The following is a 17,829-nucleotide window of genomic DNA, read 5'->3' on the forward strand; positions in this document are numbered from 1 at the left end:
GCGCCGTTGCCATGATCGGCGCCGGAGTCGTCCGCCTGGGCGCCGAGGTTTCATCCCATGCTGTGGGCAGGAGCGCCTGTCCAAATTCGGCGCCCATGGATTCACCCACAACGGCGCCCAGAGGCAAACCCGAGTCCCGCGGGTGTTTCACGGCTTATCCCCATGACTCACACCCCCGCTGGCGACTGCGCGGATTCGTTCGCCGCGAAACGGGGACAAGAGGGAGTCCGACCGGGACGGGCCAGGGTTATCCCCGCGCTCCCCGGCCCTGCTTCCAACCTCTAATTCTTTCAATTCTTAAATCTGAATAGGGATTGAGGCTTGGGGGTGTGCATCCTAAAGCCCAAGACATGAGCACGCCCCTTCTGATCCAGGCTCTCCAGGGCCAAACCCTTTCCCGCCCGCCCGTGTGGTTCATGCGTCAAGCCGGGCGCTACCTGCCGGAGTACCGGGCCTTGCGGGCCCAGGCGCCGGACTTCATCGCCTTCTGCCTGAACCCGGAGATGGCGGCGGAGGCGACCCTGCAGCCGATGCGCCGTTTCGGCTTCGACGCCGCCATCGTCTTCGCCGACATCCTGCTGATCCCCGGCGCCCTGGGGCAGAAGGTGTGGTTCGAGGCGGGGGAGGGGCCGCGTCTGGGCGCCCTGCCGTCGGTGCAGTCGATGGCCGACAAGGCTCAGCAGGCTGGAGAAGCCCTCAAGGCCGTGGGCCAGACGCTCAGCCTGGTGCGCGCGGAACTGGAGCCTGAACGCGCCCTGATCGGCTTTGCGGGCGCGCCCTGGACCGTGGCGACCTATATGCTGGACGGCGAGCACCGGACGATGGGCAAGGGCGAGCGCGGTCTGGCGCGGACCTACGCCTATACCCAGCCCGAGATCGTCTACGGCCTTCTGGACGTGCTGGTGGAGTCCACCGCCCACTATCTGAAGATGCAGCAGGACGCAGGCGCCCAGGTGCTGAAGATCTTCGAGAGCTGGGCCGAGGGCCTGCCCGACGATCTGTTCGAAAGCCTGGTGCTGAAGCCGCATCAGAAGCTGGTGACCCGCGCCCGCGAACTGGGCGTCACCGTGCCCCTGATCGGCTTCCCGAGAGGCTCGGCGGCCCTGGCTGAACGCTATGCGCGCGAATGCGAGGTGCAGGGCGTGGCGCTGGACACCGCCTGTCCGCTGGAAGTCGGCCAGCGCGTGCAGAAGATCAAACCCATCCAGGGCGCGCTGGACCCTCTGCTGCTGCGCGCAGGCGGCGAGGCGCTGGACCGCCGCGTCGATCAGCTGATGGAGGCCTGGGGCCAGGGGCCGTGGATCTTCAACCTGGGCCACGGCATCCTGCCGGACGTGCCGATCGCCCATGTCGAGCAGGTTCTAAAGCGGATCGGCGCCCAATGACCGGGACCGCCACGAACGACGAGGGACGACCCAACCGGCGCGTGGCGGTCGTCCTGACAAATCTGGGCGGTCCTGATCGTCCGGAAGCGGTCAAACCCTTCCTGTTCAACCTCTTCAACGATCCGGCCATCATCGGCCTGCCGGGGATCGTGCGTACGCCGCTGGCCAAGCTGATCTCCAGCCGTCGCGAAGCCTCGGCCCAGGCCAACTACGCCCTGATGGGCGGCGGCTCGCCCCTGCTGCCCGAGACGCAGAAACAGGCCGAGGCCCTGTCGCGCGCCCTGGCGGACGCTTCGCCGGGCGACGACAGCCGGGTCTTCATCGCCATGCGATACTGGCATCCCCTGACGGAAGAGACGGCGGCGGCGGTCAAGGCCTTCCAGCCCGACCAGATCATCCTTCTGCCCCTCTATCCGCAGTTCTCGACCACTACGACGGCCTCGTCGCTGAAGAAGTGGACCGAGTGCTACGACGGCCCCGGCGAGATCCACGTCGTCTGCTGCTACCCGGACGCCGACGGCCTGATCGAGGCCCAGGTCCGCCTGATCCAGCAGACGTTGGACAAGGCTGAAGGCAAGCCGGTGCGGGTGCTGTTCTCGGCCCACGGCATCCCCGAGAAACTGGTCGCGGCCGGCGATCCCTATCAGGCCCAGGTCGAGGCGACCGTGGCCGCCGTGGTCGAGCGCATGGGCCTGACCGATTGGGCCATCTGCTATCAGAGCCGGGTCGGTCCGCTGAAATGGCTGGGCCCCGCCACCCCTGACGCCATCGAACAGGCGGCCAGAGATGGCGTGGGCGCGCTGGTGGTGCCGATCGCCTTCGTCTCAGAACACATCGAGACCCTGGTCGAACTGGACATGGAATACGGCGAACTGGCCCACAAGGTCGGTTGCGCCCCTTATCTGCGCGCGCCGACGGTCAGCGCCGACCCGGTTTTCATCACCGCCCTGGCCGATGCGGTCGGGCGGGCGCTGGAGACGTCGGGGACGGCGCCGCAGGGCGCTTCTCTGGGTGGACCATGCGCCCACTTGAAAGCCTGCCCGTCCGGCTGTTCAAAGGGCTCTAGGGCGGCCTGAGGGGATCGACATGGACTATTACAACCTGGCCCGCGGGCTTCACATTCTGGCGGTGATCGCCTGGATGGCCGGAATGCTCTTCCTGCCGCGTCTGTTCGCCTATGACGCCGAGCAGAACGCCAAGTCTGAACCCCTGCGCAGCGAGATGCAGGCGCTGTTGCGCGTTTGGCAAACGCGGCTGCTGCGCATCATCATCAACCCGGCGATGATCCTGGCCTTCATCTTCGGCGGCTGGCTGCTGTGGCTGCGCAGCGGCGACGGCGCCGACTGGTCCTTCGCCCATCAGCCGTGGATGATGACCAAGCTGATCGGCGTCTTCCTGCTGGCCGGTTGGCACGGCTTTCTGGCGGGGCAGCGCAAGAAGATCGCGGCGGGTACTTCCAAATACTCCGGTCGTTTCTGGCGCATGACCAATGAGATTCCCTTCGTTCTGGCCATCATCATGGTGCTGTCGGTGACGATGGAGTGGAGTTTCTGAGAGCCCTGACGCGAGCGAGGCGGTCGCGCGTTGCTTGAGGGCCTTGACCCGCATGGGTCTTTCGTGGTTCCGCTTCGGTGAACCGTGCGGCCGATCCGTGCAGCGCGGTCCCTCTCTTTTCGCGACGCCTGCCGGTTTGAACCTGCGGGAGCCCGTCGCCCTCCCTCCCAGCCCCTGCGGCTGAAGCCATTACGACCTTTCTGCTCCTGGCCGCCTTGCTGCGTCCGGGCGCGCGAACGAGCACGCCATCATGACCGATACGCCTGACACGCCGGAAACCGAAGTCGCTGAAAACGCAGTGGAAACGCCTGTGGAGCGGCCGCGTCGCACTCTGAGCCTGGGCGGCAGCCGCACGGCGGCGCCGGTCGAGGAGGCCGAGCCTGAAGTCGCCGTTCACCCCGTCTCCGACGATGACGATCACGGCGTCGACACCACGGCGGAAGATGACGATGAGGACGACGACGGCGAGCCCATCGTTCCCAACGGCCGCATCACGCTTCAGGAACTGAACGAGAAGACGCCGGAAGACCTGGTCGCTTTCGCCGAGGGTCTGGACATCGAGAACGCCGGCAATCTGCGCAAGCAGGACCTGCTGTTCGCCATCCTGAAGACCCTGGCCGACGAAGAGGTCGAGATCATCGCTTCGGGCGTGCTGGAGATCCTGCCGGACGGTTTCGGCTTCCTGCGCAGCCCCGACGCCAACTACCTGCCGGGTCCGGACGACGTCTATGTCTCGCCGTCGCAGATCCGCCGCTTCGGCCTGCGTTCGGGCGACACGGTGCACGGCGCCGTGCGCGGCCCCCGCGAAGGCGAGCGCTACTTCGCCCTGCTCAAGGTCGACACGATCAACTTCGAAGATCCGGAGATGGTCAAGACCAAGGTCCTGTTCGACAACCTGACGCCGCTCTATCCCGAAGAGCGCCTGCACATGGAAATCCAGGATCCGACGCTGAAGGACCGCTCGGGCCGTGTCATCGACATCGTCGCCCCGCTGGGCAAGGGCCAGCGCTGCCTGATCGTCGCCCCGCCGCGTGTCGGTAAGACGGTGATGCTGCAGAACATCGCCAAGTCGATCGAGCGCAACCATCCGGAAGTCTTCCTGATCGTCCTGCTGATCGATGAACGCCCCGAAGAAGTCACCGACATGCAGCGCACCGTGAAGGGCGAGGTCGTCGCCTCGACCTTTGACGAGCCCGCCTCGCGCCACGTCGCCGTGGCCGAAATGGTGATTGAAAAGGCCAAACGCCTGGTCGAGCACAAGAAGGACGTGGTGATCCTGCTGGACTCCATCACCCGTCTGGGCCGCGCCTACAACGCCACCGTCCCGTCGTCGGGCAAGGTGCTGACCGGCGGCGTCGACGCCAACGCCCTGCAGCGGCCCAAGCGCTTCTTCGGCGCCGCGCGCAACGTGGAGCAGGGCGGCTCGCTGACCATCATCGCCACGGCCCTGATCGACACGGGCAGCCGCATGGACGAGGTGATCTTCGAAGAGTTCAAGGGCACCGGCAACTCGGAAATCGTCCTGGACCGCAAGGTCGCGGACAAGCGCATCTTCCCGGCCATCGACGTGCTCAAGTCCGGCACCCGCAAGGAAGACCTCATCACGCCGAAGGACCAACTGGCCAAGACCTATGTCCTGCGCCGCATCCTCAACCCAATGGGGCCGCAGGACGCGATCGAGTTCCTGCTCGACAAGCTCCGCCAGTCCAAGAACAACGGCGACTTCTTCCAGTCGATGAACACATAATGGCGTCCCTATCGCCTCGCACGCGGTGCGAGGCTGCTTGAGGGACGTTCTCTGAAGCAGCCCCACGCCGCGCGTGCGGCGGTAGAGAACAAGAATGTGTTTCACGTGAAACAGGAGCGTGGGTCATGAAGCTGAACATCGAGATCGACTGCACCCCCGCCGAGGCTCGCGCCTTTCTGGGTCTGCCGGACGTGACGCCGCTCAACGATCATCTGGTGGCCGAGATGCAGAAGCGTATGGACGCCAACATGGCCGCCATGCAGACCGACGAACTGATGAAGACCTGGACCAGCTTCGGCGTTCAGGCCCAGGACCAGTTCCGCCGCCTGATGGAAGCCGCCGTCACGGGCGCGGCCAAGCCCTGAATCTGACGACGTGGGCCTGACGACGTGAGCGACACCATTTTCGCCCTCGCCACCCCGCCGGGGCGGGGCGCCATCGCGGTGCTTCGACTGTCAGGACCGGCCACGGAGACGGCTTTGACGGCGCTGGGGGCAGGGGGGCTTGCCCCGCGCCTGGCCTCGGTGCGCAGCCTGCGCCACGACGGCTGCTTGATTGACGAAGCCCTGGTGTTGCGCTTCATCGCCCCGCGTTCCTACACGGGCGAGGACTCGGCCGAGCTGCACCTGCACGCCGGCCGCGCCGTGGTCGAGGCGGCCAGCACCGCCCTGATCGCCCTCGGCTTGCGTCCGGCGGACCCGGGCGAATTCACCCGCCGCGCCTTCCAGAACGGGCGCATGGATCTGGCGCAGGCCGAGGCCGTCGCCGACCTCATCGACGCTGAAACCGAAGCCCAGAAATCTCAGGCCCTGGGCCAACTCGACGGCGCCCTGTCCGCCGCCTACGCCGGATTTCGCCGCGACCTGTTGAAGGCTCTGTCGCTGGTCGAGGCTGAGATTGACTTCCCCGACGAGGAAGTGCCTGACAATCTGGCGCGTATGGCCGGGCCGGTGCTCGACGCCCTGGCCGCCGATCTGCGCACGGCCTTGGCGGATTCCGAGCGCGGCCGCCGGGTGCGCGAGGGCTATCGCATCGTTCTGATCGGCGAGACCAACGCGGGCAAGTCGTCGCTGTTCAACGCTCTTGTCGCGCGGGAGGCGGCCATCGTGACGCCGATCGCTGGAACGACGCGCGACGTGCTGGATGCAGACATCATGATCGGCGGTTACGCCGTCACCCTGTCAGACACGGCCGGTCTGCGCGACAGCGAGGATCCGGTCGAGGCCGAGGGCATCCGCCGCGCCCGTGTCCGCGCCGAGGGCGCTGACCTGCGTCTGTGGGTGCGTTCGCCCTCTACCGAGGGCGATACGAATCCGGCTTTCGGCTTCATTCGTTCCTCTGACCTTCAGGTGTTGAACAAGTCCGACCTGGGCGCAGTGGCGGCGGCGCCGGATCTCGAAGCCTTGAGCGTCAGCACGATGACGGGACAGGGGCTGTCTGAACTGCATGACTGGATCGCGGCCCGCCTGGCCCGCGACCTGTCCGGCGCCGACTTCCCCACCGTGACCCGCGAACGCCATCGTCGTCGCCTGGCGGAAGCTCTGGCTGGGGTTGAAGCGGGGCGTCGTGCGCTAGATCTGGGGCCGGAGATGGCGGGCGATGATCTACGCCGCGCTGCCGACGCCTTGGCCCGCGTCACCGGCGCCATCGGTGTCGAGGATATCCTGGGCGAGGTCTTCTCTTCCTTCTGTATCGGCAAATAGGCCGGGCTTTCACCTGTTTCACGTGAAACAACCGTTCTCGAGCCGGTGGCGATTCCGGCCCGGATGGACTATGTGGACGCCATGAGTTCGATCCCCGATCATACCTTTGATGTCGTCGTCATTGGCGGCGGCCACGCCGGTTGCGAGGCCGCGACGGCCGCCGCGCGCGCCGGCGCCCGCACCCTGCTTCTGACCCAGAAGCTGGAGACCATCGGCGAGATGAGCTGCAACCCGGCCATCGGCGGCCTGGGCAAAGGCCATCTGGTGCGCGAGATCGACGCCCTGGACGGCGTCATGGGCCGTCTGGCCGATGTCTCGGGCATCCAGTTCCGCATGCTGAATCGCTCCAAGGGCGCCGCCGTGCGCGGCCCGCGCAGCCAGATCGACCGCCGCCTGTATCGCGAGGCCATGCAGGCCGAATTGGCGGACTATTCAAACCTGATCCTGATGGCGGGCACGGCTGAGGGCCTGATACTGAACGGCGATCGCGTCGTCGGCGTGAAGACCGGGGCAGGGGAAGCGATCCGCGCCGGGGCAGTCGTGTTGACGACCGGCACCTTCCTCAACGGCGTCATCCATCGTGGCGATCTGCGCATCCCGGCCGGGCGCTATGGCGAGGATCCATCGACGGGCCTGGCCGGCGACCTGCATGCCGCGGAGCTAATGATGGGTCGGCTGAAAACCGGCACGCCCGCGCGCCTGGACGGCCGCACCATCGCCTGGGACCGGCTGGAGATGCAGGCGGCGGACGACCAGCCCGTGCCTTTCAGCTTCATGACGGGCCGTATCGAGGTGCCGCAGATCGCCTGCGGCGTCACCCATACGACCGAAGAGACGCATCGCATCATCGCCGACAACCTCGGCGAAAGCGCCGTATATGGCGGGCGGCTTTCGGGTCGTGGCCCGCGCTACTGCCCCTCGATCGAGGACAAGGTTGTGCGGTTCGCCGACAAGACCAGCCATCAGGTCTTCCTGGAGCCGGAAGGTCTGGATGATCCCAGCGTCTATCCGAACGGGATTTCGACCTCGGTGTCCGATGCGACGCAGCTGGCCTTCCTTCACACCATGCCGGGTCTGGAGAAGGTCGAGGTTTTCCGTTTCGGCTACGCCATCGAATACGACTATGTCGATCCGCGTGAGCTGACACCAGCGCTGGAGGTCAAGAAGCGACCCGGCCTGTATCTTGCGGGCCAGATCAACGGTACGACCGGCTATGAGGAGGCGGGCGCGCAAGGGCTGATCGCCGGCCTGAACGCCGCCCGCGCAGCCGCCGGTTCTGATCCGCTGATCCTCGGCCGCGATCAGGCCTATATCGGCGTGATGATCGACGACCTGGTGACGCGCGGCGTTACCGAGCCCTATCGCATGTTCACCAGCCGTGCCGAGTATCGTCTGACCCTGCGCGCCGACAACGCTGATCAGCGGCTGACGCCGATCGGAATTGAAGCGGGTATCGTCGGCGCAGAGCGGGCGAAGATCTGGCTGGAGAAGGCGGACCTTCTGGGCGCGGCCAATCGTGTTTCACGTGAAACGCTGTTCACGCCCAAGGAGGCGGGGGCGCTGGGCATCACGGTCAACGCCGATGGTCAGCGTCGCTCGATCCGCGACCTGCTGGCCTTCCCGAACGTGACGCTGGATCAGTTCATTGCGATTCGCCCTGTAATCGCAGACTGGTCCGCCGCGGTGCGGGAACAGGTCGAGATCGACGCCGTCTACGCCGGCTATCTGGACCGTCAGGCCCAGGACGCTGAGGCGCTGCGACGGGAGGAGGGACTGTCGCTGCCAGCCGACGTCGATTACGCGGCCATCGGCGCTCTGTCGAACGAAGTGCGCGAGAAGCTGTCCATGATCCGTCCCCTGACGCTGGGGCAGGCTGGTCGTATTGAAGGCATGACGCCGGGCGCCCTGACCGCGCTTTTGGCTCATGTGAAGAAGGTGAAGGGCGTGGAAGCAGATCTCGCGGCGGTCGTCGCCTGATGTCGGACGCCATCGACGCCTTCCGCGTCCAGACCGGAGCCAGCGACGCCGACATCGCCGACCTGACGACTTTTCTGGCCATGCTAACCGAGGCCAATGAGGTGATGAACCTGGTCGGGCCGGACACCATTCCCGATTTCTGGAACCGCCACGCCTGGGACAGCGCCCAGCTTCTGGACCTGGCGCCGGAGGCGGAGACCTGGGCCGACCTGGGCGCGGGGGCCGGCTTTCCCGGCGTTGTTCTGGCCATCCTTTTGAAGGGACGGCCCGGGGCCCATGTTTGGCTGGTGGACAGCCTTGGCAAGCGCTGCCGCTTCCTTCAGACGATTGTCGATGCGCTCGACCTGCCCGCGACCGTGGTCAACGGGCGGGCCGAGGAACAGTCGATCACGGTCGACGTCGTCACAGCACGAGCGGTGGCGGCGATGGAGAAACTACTGGGTTATGCACAGCCCTACTTCCAGCGCGGTGCAAAAGGCCTGTTCCTCAAGGGAGAGAAGGCCGAGGCTGAGTTGAAAGAGGCCCGTCGGGTCTGGCAGTTTGAAGCTGAGCTTACCGTCTCGCGCAGCGATCCGCGCGGCCGCATCGTTTCACTGGGGGGCCTTCGCCGTGTCCGTTGAGTCCGTAAAGCCGTCTGCTTCTCGTGACACCCGAGTTCTGGCGGTCTCAAACCAGAAGGGCGGAGTGGGCAAGACCACGACCGCCATCAACCTCGGCACGGCTCTGGCTGCAATCGGCGAAAAAGTGCTGATCGTGGACATGGACCCGCAGGGCAATGCCTCCACCGGACTGGGTGTTCCACGTGAAACACGACGGGTGACCATCTATGACGTCATCGTCGACGGACGGCCGGTCGACGAGGCTGCGATCGAAACCGCCGTGCCCGGCCTGTTCATCGTCACCGCCGACCCAGACATGTCGGGCGTCGAGATCGAGCTGAGCCAGTCGGATCGGCGCTCCTATCGTCTGCGCGACGCCCTGGCGAAGCAGGGGGGCAATGGTCATTCCCGGTATGACTATGTCCTGATCGACTGCCCGCCGTCCCTGAACCTGCTGACGCTGAATGCGATGGCCGCGGCCGACGCCGTTCTCGTGCCGCTGCAGTGCGAATTCTTCGCTTTGGAAGGCCTGACCCAGCTGATGCGGACCATCGACATGGTGCGTCAGAGCCTGAACCCGGCGCTGGAGATTCAGGGTCTGGTCCTGACTATGTATGACCGCCGTAACGCCCTGTCGGGCCAGGTGGCGGCCGATGTGCGCGCCCACTTCGGCGACAAGGTCTATGACAGCGTCATTCCCCGGAATGTGCGGGTGTCCGAGGCGCCGTCGTTCGGCAAGCCGGCCCTGATCTATGATCTGAAGTGCGCGGGCAGTCAGGCCTATCTGAAGCTGGCGCGTGAACTGGTGGCGCGCGAGCGCCAACGTCGTCAGGCCCTCGCGGCCTGATTAACCTGATAAGTAAACGGAAACAGCATCTTGTCCGAACGTCAGCGTGGTCTGGGCCGGGGTCTCTCGGCGCTCTTGGGTGAAAACGCGCAGGAAGCGGTCGCCGTCGATGCGGCCGGTCCGGCCCCCGCGGGCGTGCAACGCGCCCCGATCGAGGCGCTGAAACCCAACCCGGATCAGCCGCGCAAGATCTTCGCCAAAACCGATCTGGACGAGCTGACGGCGTCGATCCGCGGCAAGGGCGTCCTGCAACCGATCCTCGTGCGGTCGCAGCCGGGGGAAGCGGGCGTGTGGCAGATCATCGCCGGCGAACGCCGCTGGCGCGCCGCCCAGGCCGCCCGCCTTACTCAGGTGCCGATCGTCGTGCGCGAGATGGACGACATCGAGGTGCTGGAAGTCGGCGTCATCGAGAACGTCCAGCGCGCCGATCTGAACCCGATGGAAGAGGCCAACGCCTACGCCGTCCTGATGGAGCGTTTCGGCCGTACTCAGGACGCCTTGGCCGGGGTCGTGGGCAAGAGCCGCAGCCACGTGGCCAACACCCTGCGCCTGCTGCAACTGCCCGAGGCGGTGCGCGACCATGTGGTGCGCGGCGAACTGTCGGCGGGGCACGCGCGCGCCCTGATCACGGCGCCGAACGCCGAACAACTGGCGGCAGAGGTCATCGCCAAGGGCCTGAACGTTCGCCAGACCGAGGCGCTGGCCCGTCGTTCGGCCGAGGGACCGAAAACGCCCAAGGCCCGGCCCATGCCGAACGGGGAGGGCGCGGCCGACATCGCCGCCCTGGAGCAGGATCTGTCTGACGCTCTGGGTCTGAAGGTGTCGCTGGCCGACAAGGGCGGCAAGGGCGAGATCACCGTCAAATACGGCACTCTGGAGCAACTCGACGACCTGTGCCGGCGTCTGATGCGCGGTTGAGCAACTGAGCGAAAAAAGCCCGTCCAGGGCTGAGCCGGGACGGGCAAGTCGGGGATGAGAGCGGGGCCGACACGCCAGCAGGTGGGAGCGCGCCGGATGATCCGATCAATGATCGAGGACCGATCCTCCCTATAGGAAACGCTTATATACGTTCCTGTCAATACTGCGTGTCTGACGTGATCGGTAGCCCCTAAGGGTCCTAGGGAGGACCGGCTGATGCATGGACTGAGGCCTCTTTCTGGCCTCACGATAGGGGGACGCTCATGACTCAGAAATGTGAGAGAGCCAGCGCGTCACAGCCCCATGCGTTTGGCGCGGGCGGCGATCTCCAGCAGCAGGCGTTCGGCGATCAGGGCCTCGGGCATGCCTGTGGTTTTGGTCATGACGTCGGCGGTGTTGACGCTGTCCTGCACCTCGTCGAGCAGTTCGAGCCGCCAGCCGCGCGCCTGGCGCAGAATTTCCGCCTCCTGTTTCCAGAAGACGCCTGCGGCCTTGGCGGCTTCCTTGGCGCCGGCGCCATTGGCCTGCAGAATATTGATCCGGCGCAGCTTTCCGAGATGAAGCGAGGTCATGCGCACAGCCATGACGGCGCTTTCGCCCTCGGCCAGGGCGCGGCGCAGTCCCGCCTGGGCGGGGCCGGGACGGCCGCCGAAGGCCTGTAAGGCGGCGTCGGACAGGGAGGCGTCGGGTTCGACCCCGAGGTGGGCGTCCAGCTCCTCCACGTCGATAGTGCGGCCCGAGCCGGGGCCGATGTAGAGGATCAGCCGTTCGATCTCCTGACGCATCAGGCCGCGCTCGCGGGGCAGTCGGGCGACGAAGCGGTCCAGGGCGTCCGAGGTCAGACCCACCTTATCGGCGCCGAGGGCCTCGCGCGTCATGCGGGCGACGTCGCCGACCTCGTCCTCATAACAGGCGATGGCCACCGCGCCCTGGGCCTTTTCGGCGGCCTTGCGCAGGGCCGATTCGCGACCCAGCGCTCCGGCCTCGATCACCAGCATGGCGTCGGGGTTGTAGGCGCCCTCGGCGTGGGCGCTCAGGGCGGCGGCAACGGCCTTGTCGACGCCGCCCCTGGCGTCGCCCATGCGCACCCGCACCAGACGCCGCCCGCCGATCATGCTCAGGGCCGTCAGGGCCTCTTCCAGCCGGACCGGATCGCTGTCGATGTCGGCTTCGGTCAGCAGGGTGACGTTGAAGGGGTCGTTCAGATCCGGCGTGATCGTCCTGCACAGCGTCAGGGCGCGTTCGGTCACGCCCGAGCGGTCCTTGCCGTGAATGACGGCGGCGCGGACGCCGGCGTCCGGCGCCTTGAGGAAGCGGTCGACGTCGGGCCGCCGGGACAGGATCATGCGGCGGCCTTCAACGCCCCGCCAGGACGCGCATCATGTCCAGGCGGATCAGGCGCGCCAGATCGGCGGCGGCGCGGTCCTCGCCGTCCTGCTGGGCGGCGATGGCGGCGTAGGGCTGGTCGGCGGCGGCGTAGGTGATGGTGGTGGTCTGCACGCCCTTGAGGGTTTCGCCGCCCGCTACGGGGGTCAGGGACCAGGCGGCCCTGACCGTCAGTTCATAGCGGCTGGCCGTGTCGTCGATGCGGCGGCCCAGCGGGCGGCGTTTGTGCTCGACCTCGGTCGCCAGACGGTACAGCGGCGCCTGGGCGCCGTCGCGGCCGAAAGCGTCCTCCAGCTGTTCGCGCAGCCGATAGCCCAGCCGGTCGTCGGGCGTCGTTACGGCGATGCGCGACAGGGCGCCGCTGACCCCTGCATCGCCATACAGGGGCGTGAAGCCGCAGCCGGACAGCAGTGCCGCGCCGACCAGCGCCAGCAGGAGACGACGCCCGCCGGGCATCATCCGGCCACCAGATTGACGATACGATCGGGCACGACGACCACCTTGCGGATGCTGAGGTTGTTGGCTGCAAGGTAGGCCTGAACCGTCGGATTGGCGAGAGCGGCGGCCTCGACCGTCGCATTATCCGAACCGCGCGGCAGGATGACCTCGCCACGACGCTTGCCGCCGATCTGGACGGGCAAGGTGACTTGATCGTCGGCGGCCAGGGCCGGGTCATAGACGGGCCAGAGCGCGTCCAGAACCATTCCGGCCTCGCCCAGTTGGGTCCAGCATTCCTCGGCCAGGTGCGGGGTGAAGGGCGCCATCAGCCGCGCCAGGGCGGACAGGGCGGTCTTCTTCGCCTCGGCGCCCGCCTTGTCGTGTTGTCGGATGGTCGCCAGGAAGGCGTAGAGCTTGGCCACGGCCGAGTTGAAGCGGAAGTGTTCGACGCCTTCGCTGACGGCCTTGATGGCCTTGTGCGTCTCGCGGACAAGGTGGGCGTCGACCCCGGCGTTGGCGGGCGCGGCGGCGTCGAACGAGGCGTATTCGCCCCAGACGCGCTGGACGAACCGGGCGGCGCCCTCGACACCCCCCGTCGACCACTGGATATCACGCTCGGGCGGGCTGTCCGACAGGATGAACAGGCGGCCGGCGTCGACGCCATATGCGGCGATGATGTCCTGCGGCGCGACCACATTCTTCTTGGACTTGGACATCTTTTCGATGTCGCCGATCGTCACTGCGGCGCCGGTGGACAGGCGGGTGGCGACTCTCTTGCCGTCCACGGTTTCGATGCGCACGTCCGACGGCTCGACCCAGCGCGGCTTGCCGCTGTCTTCATGGCCGTCGAAATAGGTCTCGTGGACCACCATCCCTTGGGTGAAGAGGCCAGCGAACGGCTCCTTCACGTCCATCAGGCCGGCGTCCGACAGGGCGCGGGTGATGAAACGGGCATAGAGCAGGTGCAGGACGGCGTGCTCGACGCCGCCGATGTACTGATCGACGGGCAGCCATTTGGCGGCGGCGGCCTTGTTGATCGGCTCGGCCGCCTTGGGATCGGCGAAGCGCGCGAAATACCAGCTGGAATCGACGAAGGTGTCGAGCGTGTCCGTCTCGCGTCGGGCGCCGCCGCCGCACGACGGACAGTTGACGTGTTTCCACGTCGGGTGACGGTCCAGCGGATTGCCCGGTACGTCGAAGGTGACGTCCTTGGGCAGTTCGACCGGCAACTGGTCGGCCGGAACCGGCACGACGCCGCAGGCCTCGCAGTGGATGACCGGGATGGGGCAGCCCCAGTAGCGCTGGCGGCTGACGCCCCAGTCGCGCAGGCGATAGATGGTCGCGCCCTGGCCCGTTCCGGCGGCCTCGATGCGGCGGATGGCCTCGGCCTTGGCGGTCTCGATGTCCAGACCGTTCAGAAAGTCGGAATGGAAGATGGCGCCGGGGCCGGTATAGGCCTCGTCGGCCACGGCGAAGTCGTCGCCCGCGCCTTCGGGGCGGACGACCGGGATCACCGGCAGATCGTATTTGCGGGCGAAGTCCAGATCGCGCTGGTCATGCGCCGGGCAGGCGAAAATGGCGCCCGTTCCGTAGTCGGACAGAATGAAGTTGGCGATCCACACCGAAACCTCGGCGCCGGTGAAGGGGTGGACGACCTTCAGCCCCGTATCCCAGCCGATCTTCTCGGCCTGTTCGATGTCGGCCTGGCTGGCGCCGCCCTTGCGGCATTCGGCGACGAAGGCGGCGACCTTGGGGTCGGCCTCGGCCAGTTGCTTCGAGATCGGATGATCCGGGGCCAGGCCCATGAAGCTGGCGCCGAACAATGTGTCCGGGCGGGTGGTGTAGATCTCCAGTCCGTCATCGAAACCAGCCGGGGCGGTGCCAGCCCAGGCCCATTTCATCTGCAGGCCCTTGGACCGGCCGATCCAGTTTTCCTGCATCAGGCGGACCTTTTCGGGCCAGCGGCCTTCAAGCTCGGCCAGGCCGTCGATCAGATCATCCGCATACTGAGTAATGCGCAGGAACCACTGGTTCAGCTTGCGTTTTTCGACCACGGCGCCCGAGCGCCAGCCGCGCCCGTCAATGACCTGCTCATTGGCCAGGACGGTGTTGTCGACCGGGTCCCAGTTGACCACGCCGTCCTTGCGATAGACCAGGCCCCGCTTGAACAGTTCGAGGAACCATTCCTGCTGTTTGCCATAGTATTCGGGGTCGCAGGTGGCGAACTCGCGGCTCCAGTCCAATGACAGGCCCAGCAGCTTCAGCTGGTCGCGCATCGTCGCGATGTTGGACCAGGTCCAGTCGCCGGGGTGGACGCCGCGCTCCATCGCCGCGTTCTCGGCGGGCATTCCGAAGGCGTCCCAGCCCATCGGGTGCAGCACGTCATAGCCGCTGGCCCGCTTCCAGCGCGCCACCACATCGCCCATCACATAGTTGCGGGCGTGGCCCATGTGGATGTTGCCCGACGGATAGGGGAACATCTCCAGGACGTAGTATTTCGGGCGGCCGGTGTCGGCGTTGGACACCGAAAAGGCGTCGGCCTCGGCCCATCGGGCCTGTTGGCGGGGTTCGGCGGTCTTAGGCTCGTAACGGGCCACGGCGTATCCTGAGGCGGCGCCTCAGGCGCAAAGCTTGAGGCGGGCCTGAGGACGCATTTGAGACGAAAGGTGAGGCGCGGCCGGTCCTTAGCGACGGGCCGCGTTGGCGAGGTTGAGCTGGCGCGCCTTGGTCAGGATGGCGTTCTCCAGATCGGTTTCGGTCTGGGCCGCGACCGGAGCCGAGACCCAGGCGCCCGAGGCGTCCTTGACTTCCTTGGTCACGGCGACGTTGAGGGCGTCGGCGCGCAGGCGGCGATCCAGGATGAAGACGGTCGCCTTGAAACGCTCGTTCGGCGTCTGCGGATTGACGTACCAGTCATAGTTCACCACGCCGCCCCAGGGGTCGGCGCTGGCCAGAGGCATGAAGGACAGGGTGTCCAGGGTGGCGCGCCACAGATAGGCGTTCACGCCGATGCCCAGCTGGGCTTCCATGCTGGGCGCCTTGGCCTTGGAGCCGCCGCCGACGAAGGGCAGGCTGGAGCAGCCGCCGAGCAGCAGTCCCGAGGCGATCAGGGCGACCGCAGCGCCGCGAACAAGAGCCATTCCATAGTCTCCGTAAAGGGGTGGACGACGTACGCCGGGCGCTTCCGAGGGCCCCCCGAGGGGCGATCATCGAAAGAGACCGCGCGCGCACGCGCCGCAGCGACGCTCTATAACACGCTGAAAAGGGGCTATGACAAGGCGAACCGGCGTTCCTCGCCGCCAATATCGACGGCAAAAGGTCGGAACGGCGTGACGCAGGCGCCACAGGGGCCGCCGGAGTCGCCTCTAACCGTGATCGCTTGGCTTCCATGCGTTGACCGCGAGGCTCGAGTCCATATCTTATCCCCAGGTCGGATGGTTCCGGCTCGTCAATAACGGATCGGCGGCTCAAGTCGGTCTTTTGGGTAGGTGGAATGCGTTTCGTCGCCGTCATCGCTGGATGCGTGGGCGCCCTGGCCTTGGCCGGGATGACGAACGACGCCTCGGCTCAGACGCGAGCCCGCACCCCCTCCGTCAATCTCAGCGATATCGCCGCCCAGTCCTCGACCACGCCTGCGACCCCGGCCCAGCGTCGCGGCCTGCGCTGGAACGAGAACGGTCGCTGGGGTCTGAACTTCAACCTGAACCAGCCGGTCGGCCGCGAAGCCGACTGGGGCGATGTCGAGGCCGGGGCCTATTACCGTCTCAGCCCGCGCCTGCGCGTCGGCGCCGCCGCGAACCTGGCCTCGCCTGAAGTCGACCCGGCCCGGGCGCCCGAAAGCGCCGCCGACCGCCGCGCCGCGCCGCGCGTACGGCTTGAGACCATCTTCAAGTTTTAAGTCCTAGCCGGCGAAGGCCGTCTGGATCGCCTCCACGCCCGCTAGCCCGCTCGCGCCTGTTGACGGCAGCCGGGAGGCGTTGGCCGCCGTGATTCCGCCCAGAGCGTAGACCGGGCAGGGGGCCAGGGCCGCCAGAGCCGAAAATCCTTCTACCCCCAACGCTGGCTTGACCCCAGAAGCGCCGCCCGCGGGGAAGACCGGCGACAGCACAAGGGCGTGCAGATCCCGCGCCGTCCGCACTGCTTTCGTGGAATGGGCCGCCCCGGTCAGCAACCAGTCCGGCCGTCGTCCTGACAAGGCATAGGCGGCCGAAAGCGCCCGTTCGGGCAGGTGCACGCCGTCCGCCCCGATCTGCTCGGCCAATTCGGCGTCCAGCCCCACCAGCAGCCGAACCCCGGCCCTGTGCGTCGCCTCGCGCAGGCGCTGTCCGGTCTCCACTCGATCCGCGGCGCCGAAGTGACGGAAGACCACGCCTGCTCCGGCAGGCAGTCGGGCGGCTGTCTCCCACGGACGGGGCGTACGCGCCGGGTCGGTGAAGAAAAGCAGGGGAGGCAGGGCGCGACCGCCATGCGGCGCCGTGAGCGCCAGGGCGCGGGCGGCGTCCCACAGACTTTGCGCTTCTTCGGACAGGGTGTCAGACAGGGGCATCATGACCGTCCCTAATCCCGCCGCCGCCGTTTCGTCCATCGCTGACCGCTTCGCCCAGGTGCGGGGCCGCATCGCCGAGGCGGCGAAGGCGGCGGGCCGCGACCCGGCTTCAGTGGTGCTGACCGCCGTGTCCAAGACGCAAGGGGCACAGGCGCTGCAGGCGGCGCTGGACGCCGGCCAGCGCGTGTTCGGCGAGAACCGTGTGCAGGAGGCGCAAGCCCACTGGGCCGCCCGTCGCGCGGCCTTGCCGGATCTGGAACTGCGCCTGATCGGCCCTTTGCAGACCAACAAGGCGCTGGAGGCGGTCGAACTGTTCGACGTCATCGAGACGCTGGACCGCGAACGGCTCGCCGCCGCCCTGGCGGCCGCCATGACGCGGACGGGGCGCCGCCCCAGCGTGCTGGTCCAGGTCAACACCGGCGCCGAGCCGCAGAAGGCGGGGGTTCTGCCCGGCGACGCCGACGCCCTGATCGCCGCCGCGCGCGACCGATACGGCCTCAAGGTCGAGGGCCTGATGTGCATTCCCCCCGCCGATGAAGACCCGGCCCCGCATTTCGCCCTGCTGGCCGCCATCGCCGCGCGCAACGAGCTCAGCGTCCTGTCGATGGGCATGAGCGGCGATTATCCGGCGGCGATTGCGGCGGGCGCGACCCATGTTCGGGTCGGTTCGGCCCTGTTCGGGGAACGAAATACGGCGCCGGCGACCTCTTAGAACGCAATATCCTGTCC

The 17,829-nt window shown here is 67.0% G+C and carries 17 protein-coding genes; 12 read left to right on the top strand and 5 right to left on the bottom strand.

Translation table 11 applies throughout. The features are described 5' to 3' along the window. Positions 1–350: 350 nt before the first annotated feature. From hemE to H556_RS0110395, 10 genes are all read left to right on the top strand, one after another. On the top strand, positions 351–1,385 hold the full coding sequence (gene hemE, locus H556_RS0110350) for a uroporphyrinogen decarboxylase (RefSeq protein ID WP_024354354.1): 1,035 nt from the start codon (positions 351–353) through the stop codon (positions 1,383–1,385). Beyond that, on the top strand, positions 1,382–2,461 hold the full coding sequence (gene hemH / locus H556_RS0110355; RefSeq protein WP_024354355.1) for a ferrochelatase: 1,080 nt from the start codon (positions 1,382–1,384) through the stop codon (positions 2,459–2,461). The genes hemE and hemH overlap by 4 nt, the downstream gene beginning before the upstream one ends. Before the next feature lie 10 nt (positions 2,462–2,471). Further along, the gene (locus H556_RS0110360) at positions 2,472–2,939 is read left to right on the top strand and encodes a CopD family protein (RefSeq protein ID WP_024354356.1); all 468 of its coding nucleotides are present in this window, start codon (positions 2,472–2,474) and stop codon (positions 2,937–2,939) included. A gap of 250 nt (positions 2,940–3,189) precedes the next feature. Beyond that, positions 3,190–4,686: a transcription termination factor Rho gene (rho, locus tag H556_RS0110365; protein ID WP_024354357.1), complete on the top strand. Its 1,497-nt coding sequence runs from the start codon at positions 3,190–3,192 to the stop codon at positions 4,684–4,686. 125 nt (positions 4,687–4,811) lie between these two features. Then, positions 4,812–5,051, top strand: a complete 240-nt coding sequence (locus H556_RS0110370) for a DUF6489 family protein (protein WP_024354358.1) — start codon at positions 4,812–4,814, stop codon at positions 5,049–5,051. Between the two features lie 24 nt (positions 5,052–5,075). Beyond that, a complete protein-coding gene (gene mnmE, locus H556_RS0110375) occupies positions 5,076–6,389 on the top strand; it encodes a tRNA uridine-5-carboxymethylaminomethyl(34) synthesis GTPase MnmE (protein ID WP_024354359.1) in 1,314 nt (437 codons plus the stop codon). A 63-nt stretch (positions 6,390–6,452) separates the two neighbouring features. Further along, entirely contained in the window at positions 6,453–8,366 is a 1,914-nt protein-coding gene (gene mnmG / locus H556_RS0110380) for a tRNA uridine-5-carboxymethylaminomethyl(34) synthesis enzyme MnmG (RefSeq protein WP_029673513.1), read from the top strand. Further along, positions 8,366–8,986: a 16S rRNA (guanine(527)-N(7))-methyltransferase RsmG gene (gene rsmG, locus H556_RS0110385; protein WP_024354361.1), complete on the top strand. Its 621-nt coding sequence runs from the start codon at positions 8,366–8,368 to the stop codon at positions 8,984–8,986. Before mnmG ends, rsmG begins: the two co-directional genes overlap by 1 nt. Further along, positions 8,976–9,812 carry a ParA family protein gene (locus H556_RS0110390; protein ID WP_024354362.1) on the top strand — a complete coding sequence of 279 codons (837 nt, stop codon included), beginning with the start codon at positions 8,976–8,978 and terminating at the stop codon, positions 9,810–9,812. Before rsmG ends, H556_RS0110390 begins: the two co-directional genes overlap by 11 nt. Positions 9,813–9,842: 30 nt before the next feature. Continuing rightward, positions 9,843–10,730, top strand: a complete 888-nt coding sequence (locus tag H556_RS0110395; protein WP_029673514.1) for a ParB/RepB/Spo0J family partition protein — start codon at positions 9,843–9,845, stop codon at positions 10,728–10,730. A gap of 293 nt (positions 10,731–11,023) precedes the next feature. Here the strand turns inward: H556_RS0110395 and holA are convergent, their stop codons facing one another. The 4 genes from holA to H556_RS0110415 form a co-directional block, all read right to left on the bottom strand. Beyond that, positions 11,024–12,076, bottom strand: a complete 1,053-nt coding sequence (gene holA / locus H556_RS0110400) for a DNA polymerase III subunit delta (protein ID WP_024354364.1) — start codon at positions 12,074–12,076, stop codon at positions 11,024–11,026. 10 nt (positions 12,077–12,086) lie between these two features. Then, positions 12,087–12,575, bottom strand: coding sequence for an LPS assembly lipoprotein LptE (gene lptE / locus H556_RS0110405; RefSeq protein WP_024354365.1), 489 nt, complete (start codon positions 12,573–12,575; stop codon positions 12,087–12,089). Continuing rightward, positions 12,572–15,151, bottom strand: coding sequence for a leucine--tRNA ligase (gene leuS, locus H556_RS0110410; protein WP_024354366.1), 2,580 nt, complete (start codon positions 15,149–15,151; stop codon positions 12,572–12,574). Before leuS ends, lptE begins: the two co-directional genes overlap by 4 nt. Positions 15,152–15,238: 87 nt before the next feature. After that, positions 15,239–15,694, bottom strand: a complete 456-nt coding sequence (locus H556_RS0110415; protein WP_024354367.1) for a DUF3576 domain-containing protein — start codon at positions 15,692–15,694, stop codon at positions 15,239–15,241. A 353-nt stretch (positions 15,695–16,047) separates the two neighbouring features. Here H556_RS0110415 and H556_RS0110420 point away from each other — a divergent pair, with 353 nt between their 5' ends. Next, the gene (locus H556_RS0110420) at positions 16,048–16,452 is read left to right on the top strand and encodes an NtrZ family periplasmic regulatory protein (RefSeq protein WP_024354368.1); all 405 of its coding nucleotides are present in this window, start codon (positions 16,048–16,050) and stop codon (positions 16,450–16,452) included. Between the two features lie 3 nt (positions 16,453–16,455). Here the strand turns inward: H556_RS0110420 and H556_RS0110425 are convergent, their stop codons facing one another. Beyond that, on the bottom strand, positions 16,456–17,103 hold the full coding sequence (locus H556_RS0110425) for a thiamine phosphate synthase (protein WP_245559465.1): 648 nt from the start codon (positions 17,101–17,103) through the stop codon (positions 16,456–16,458). Here H556_RS0110425 and H556_RS0110430 point away from each other — a divergent pair. After that, positions 17,102–17,812, top strand: a complete 711-nt coding sequence (locus H556_RS0110430; RefSeq protein WP_024354370.1) for a YggS family pyridoxal phosphate-dependent enzyme — start codon at positions 17,102–17,104, stop codon at positions 17,810–17,812. The two genes, H556_RS0110425 and H556_RS0110430, sit on opposite strands and share 2 nt — an antisense overlap. Positions 17,813–17,829 lie beyond the last annotated feature (17 nt).

The sequence above is a fragment of the Brevundimonas naejangsanensis DSM 23858 genome, assembly GCF_000421705.1.
Classification (GTDB): Bacteria; Pseudomonadota; Alphaproteobacteria; order Caulobacterales; family Caulobacteraceae; genus Brevundimonas; species Brevundimonas naejangsanensis.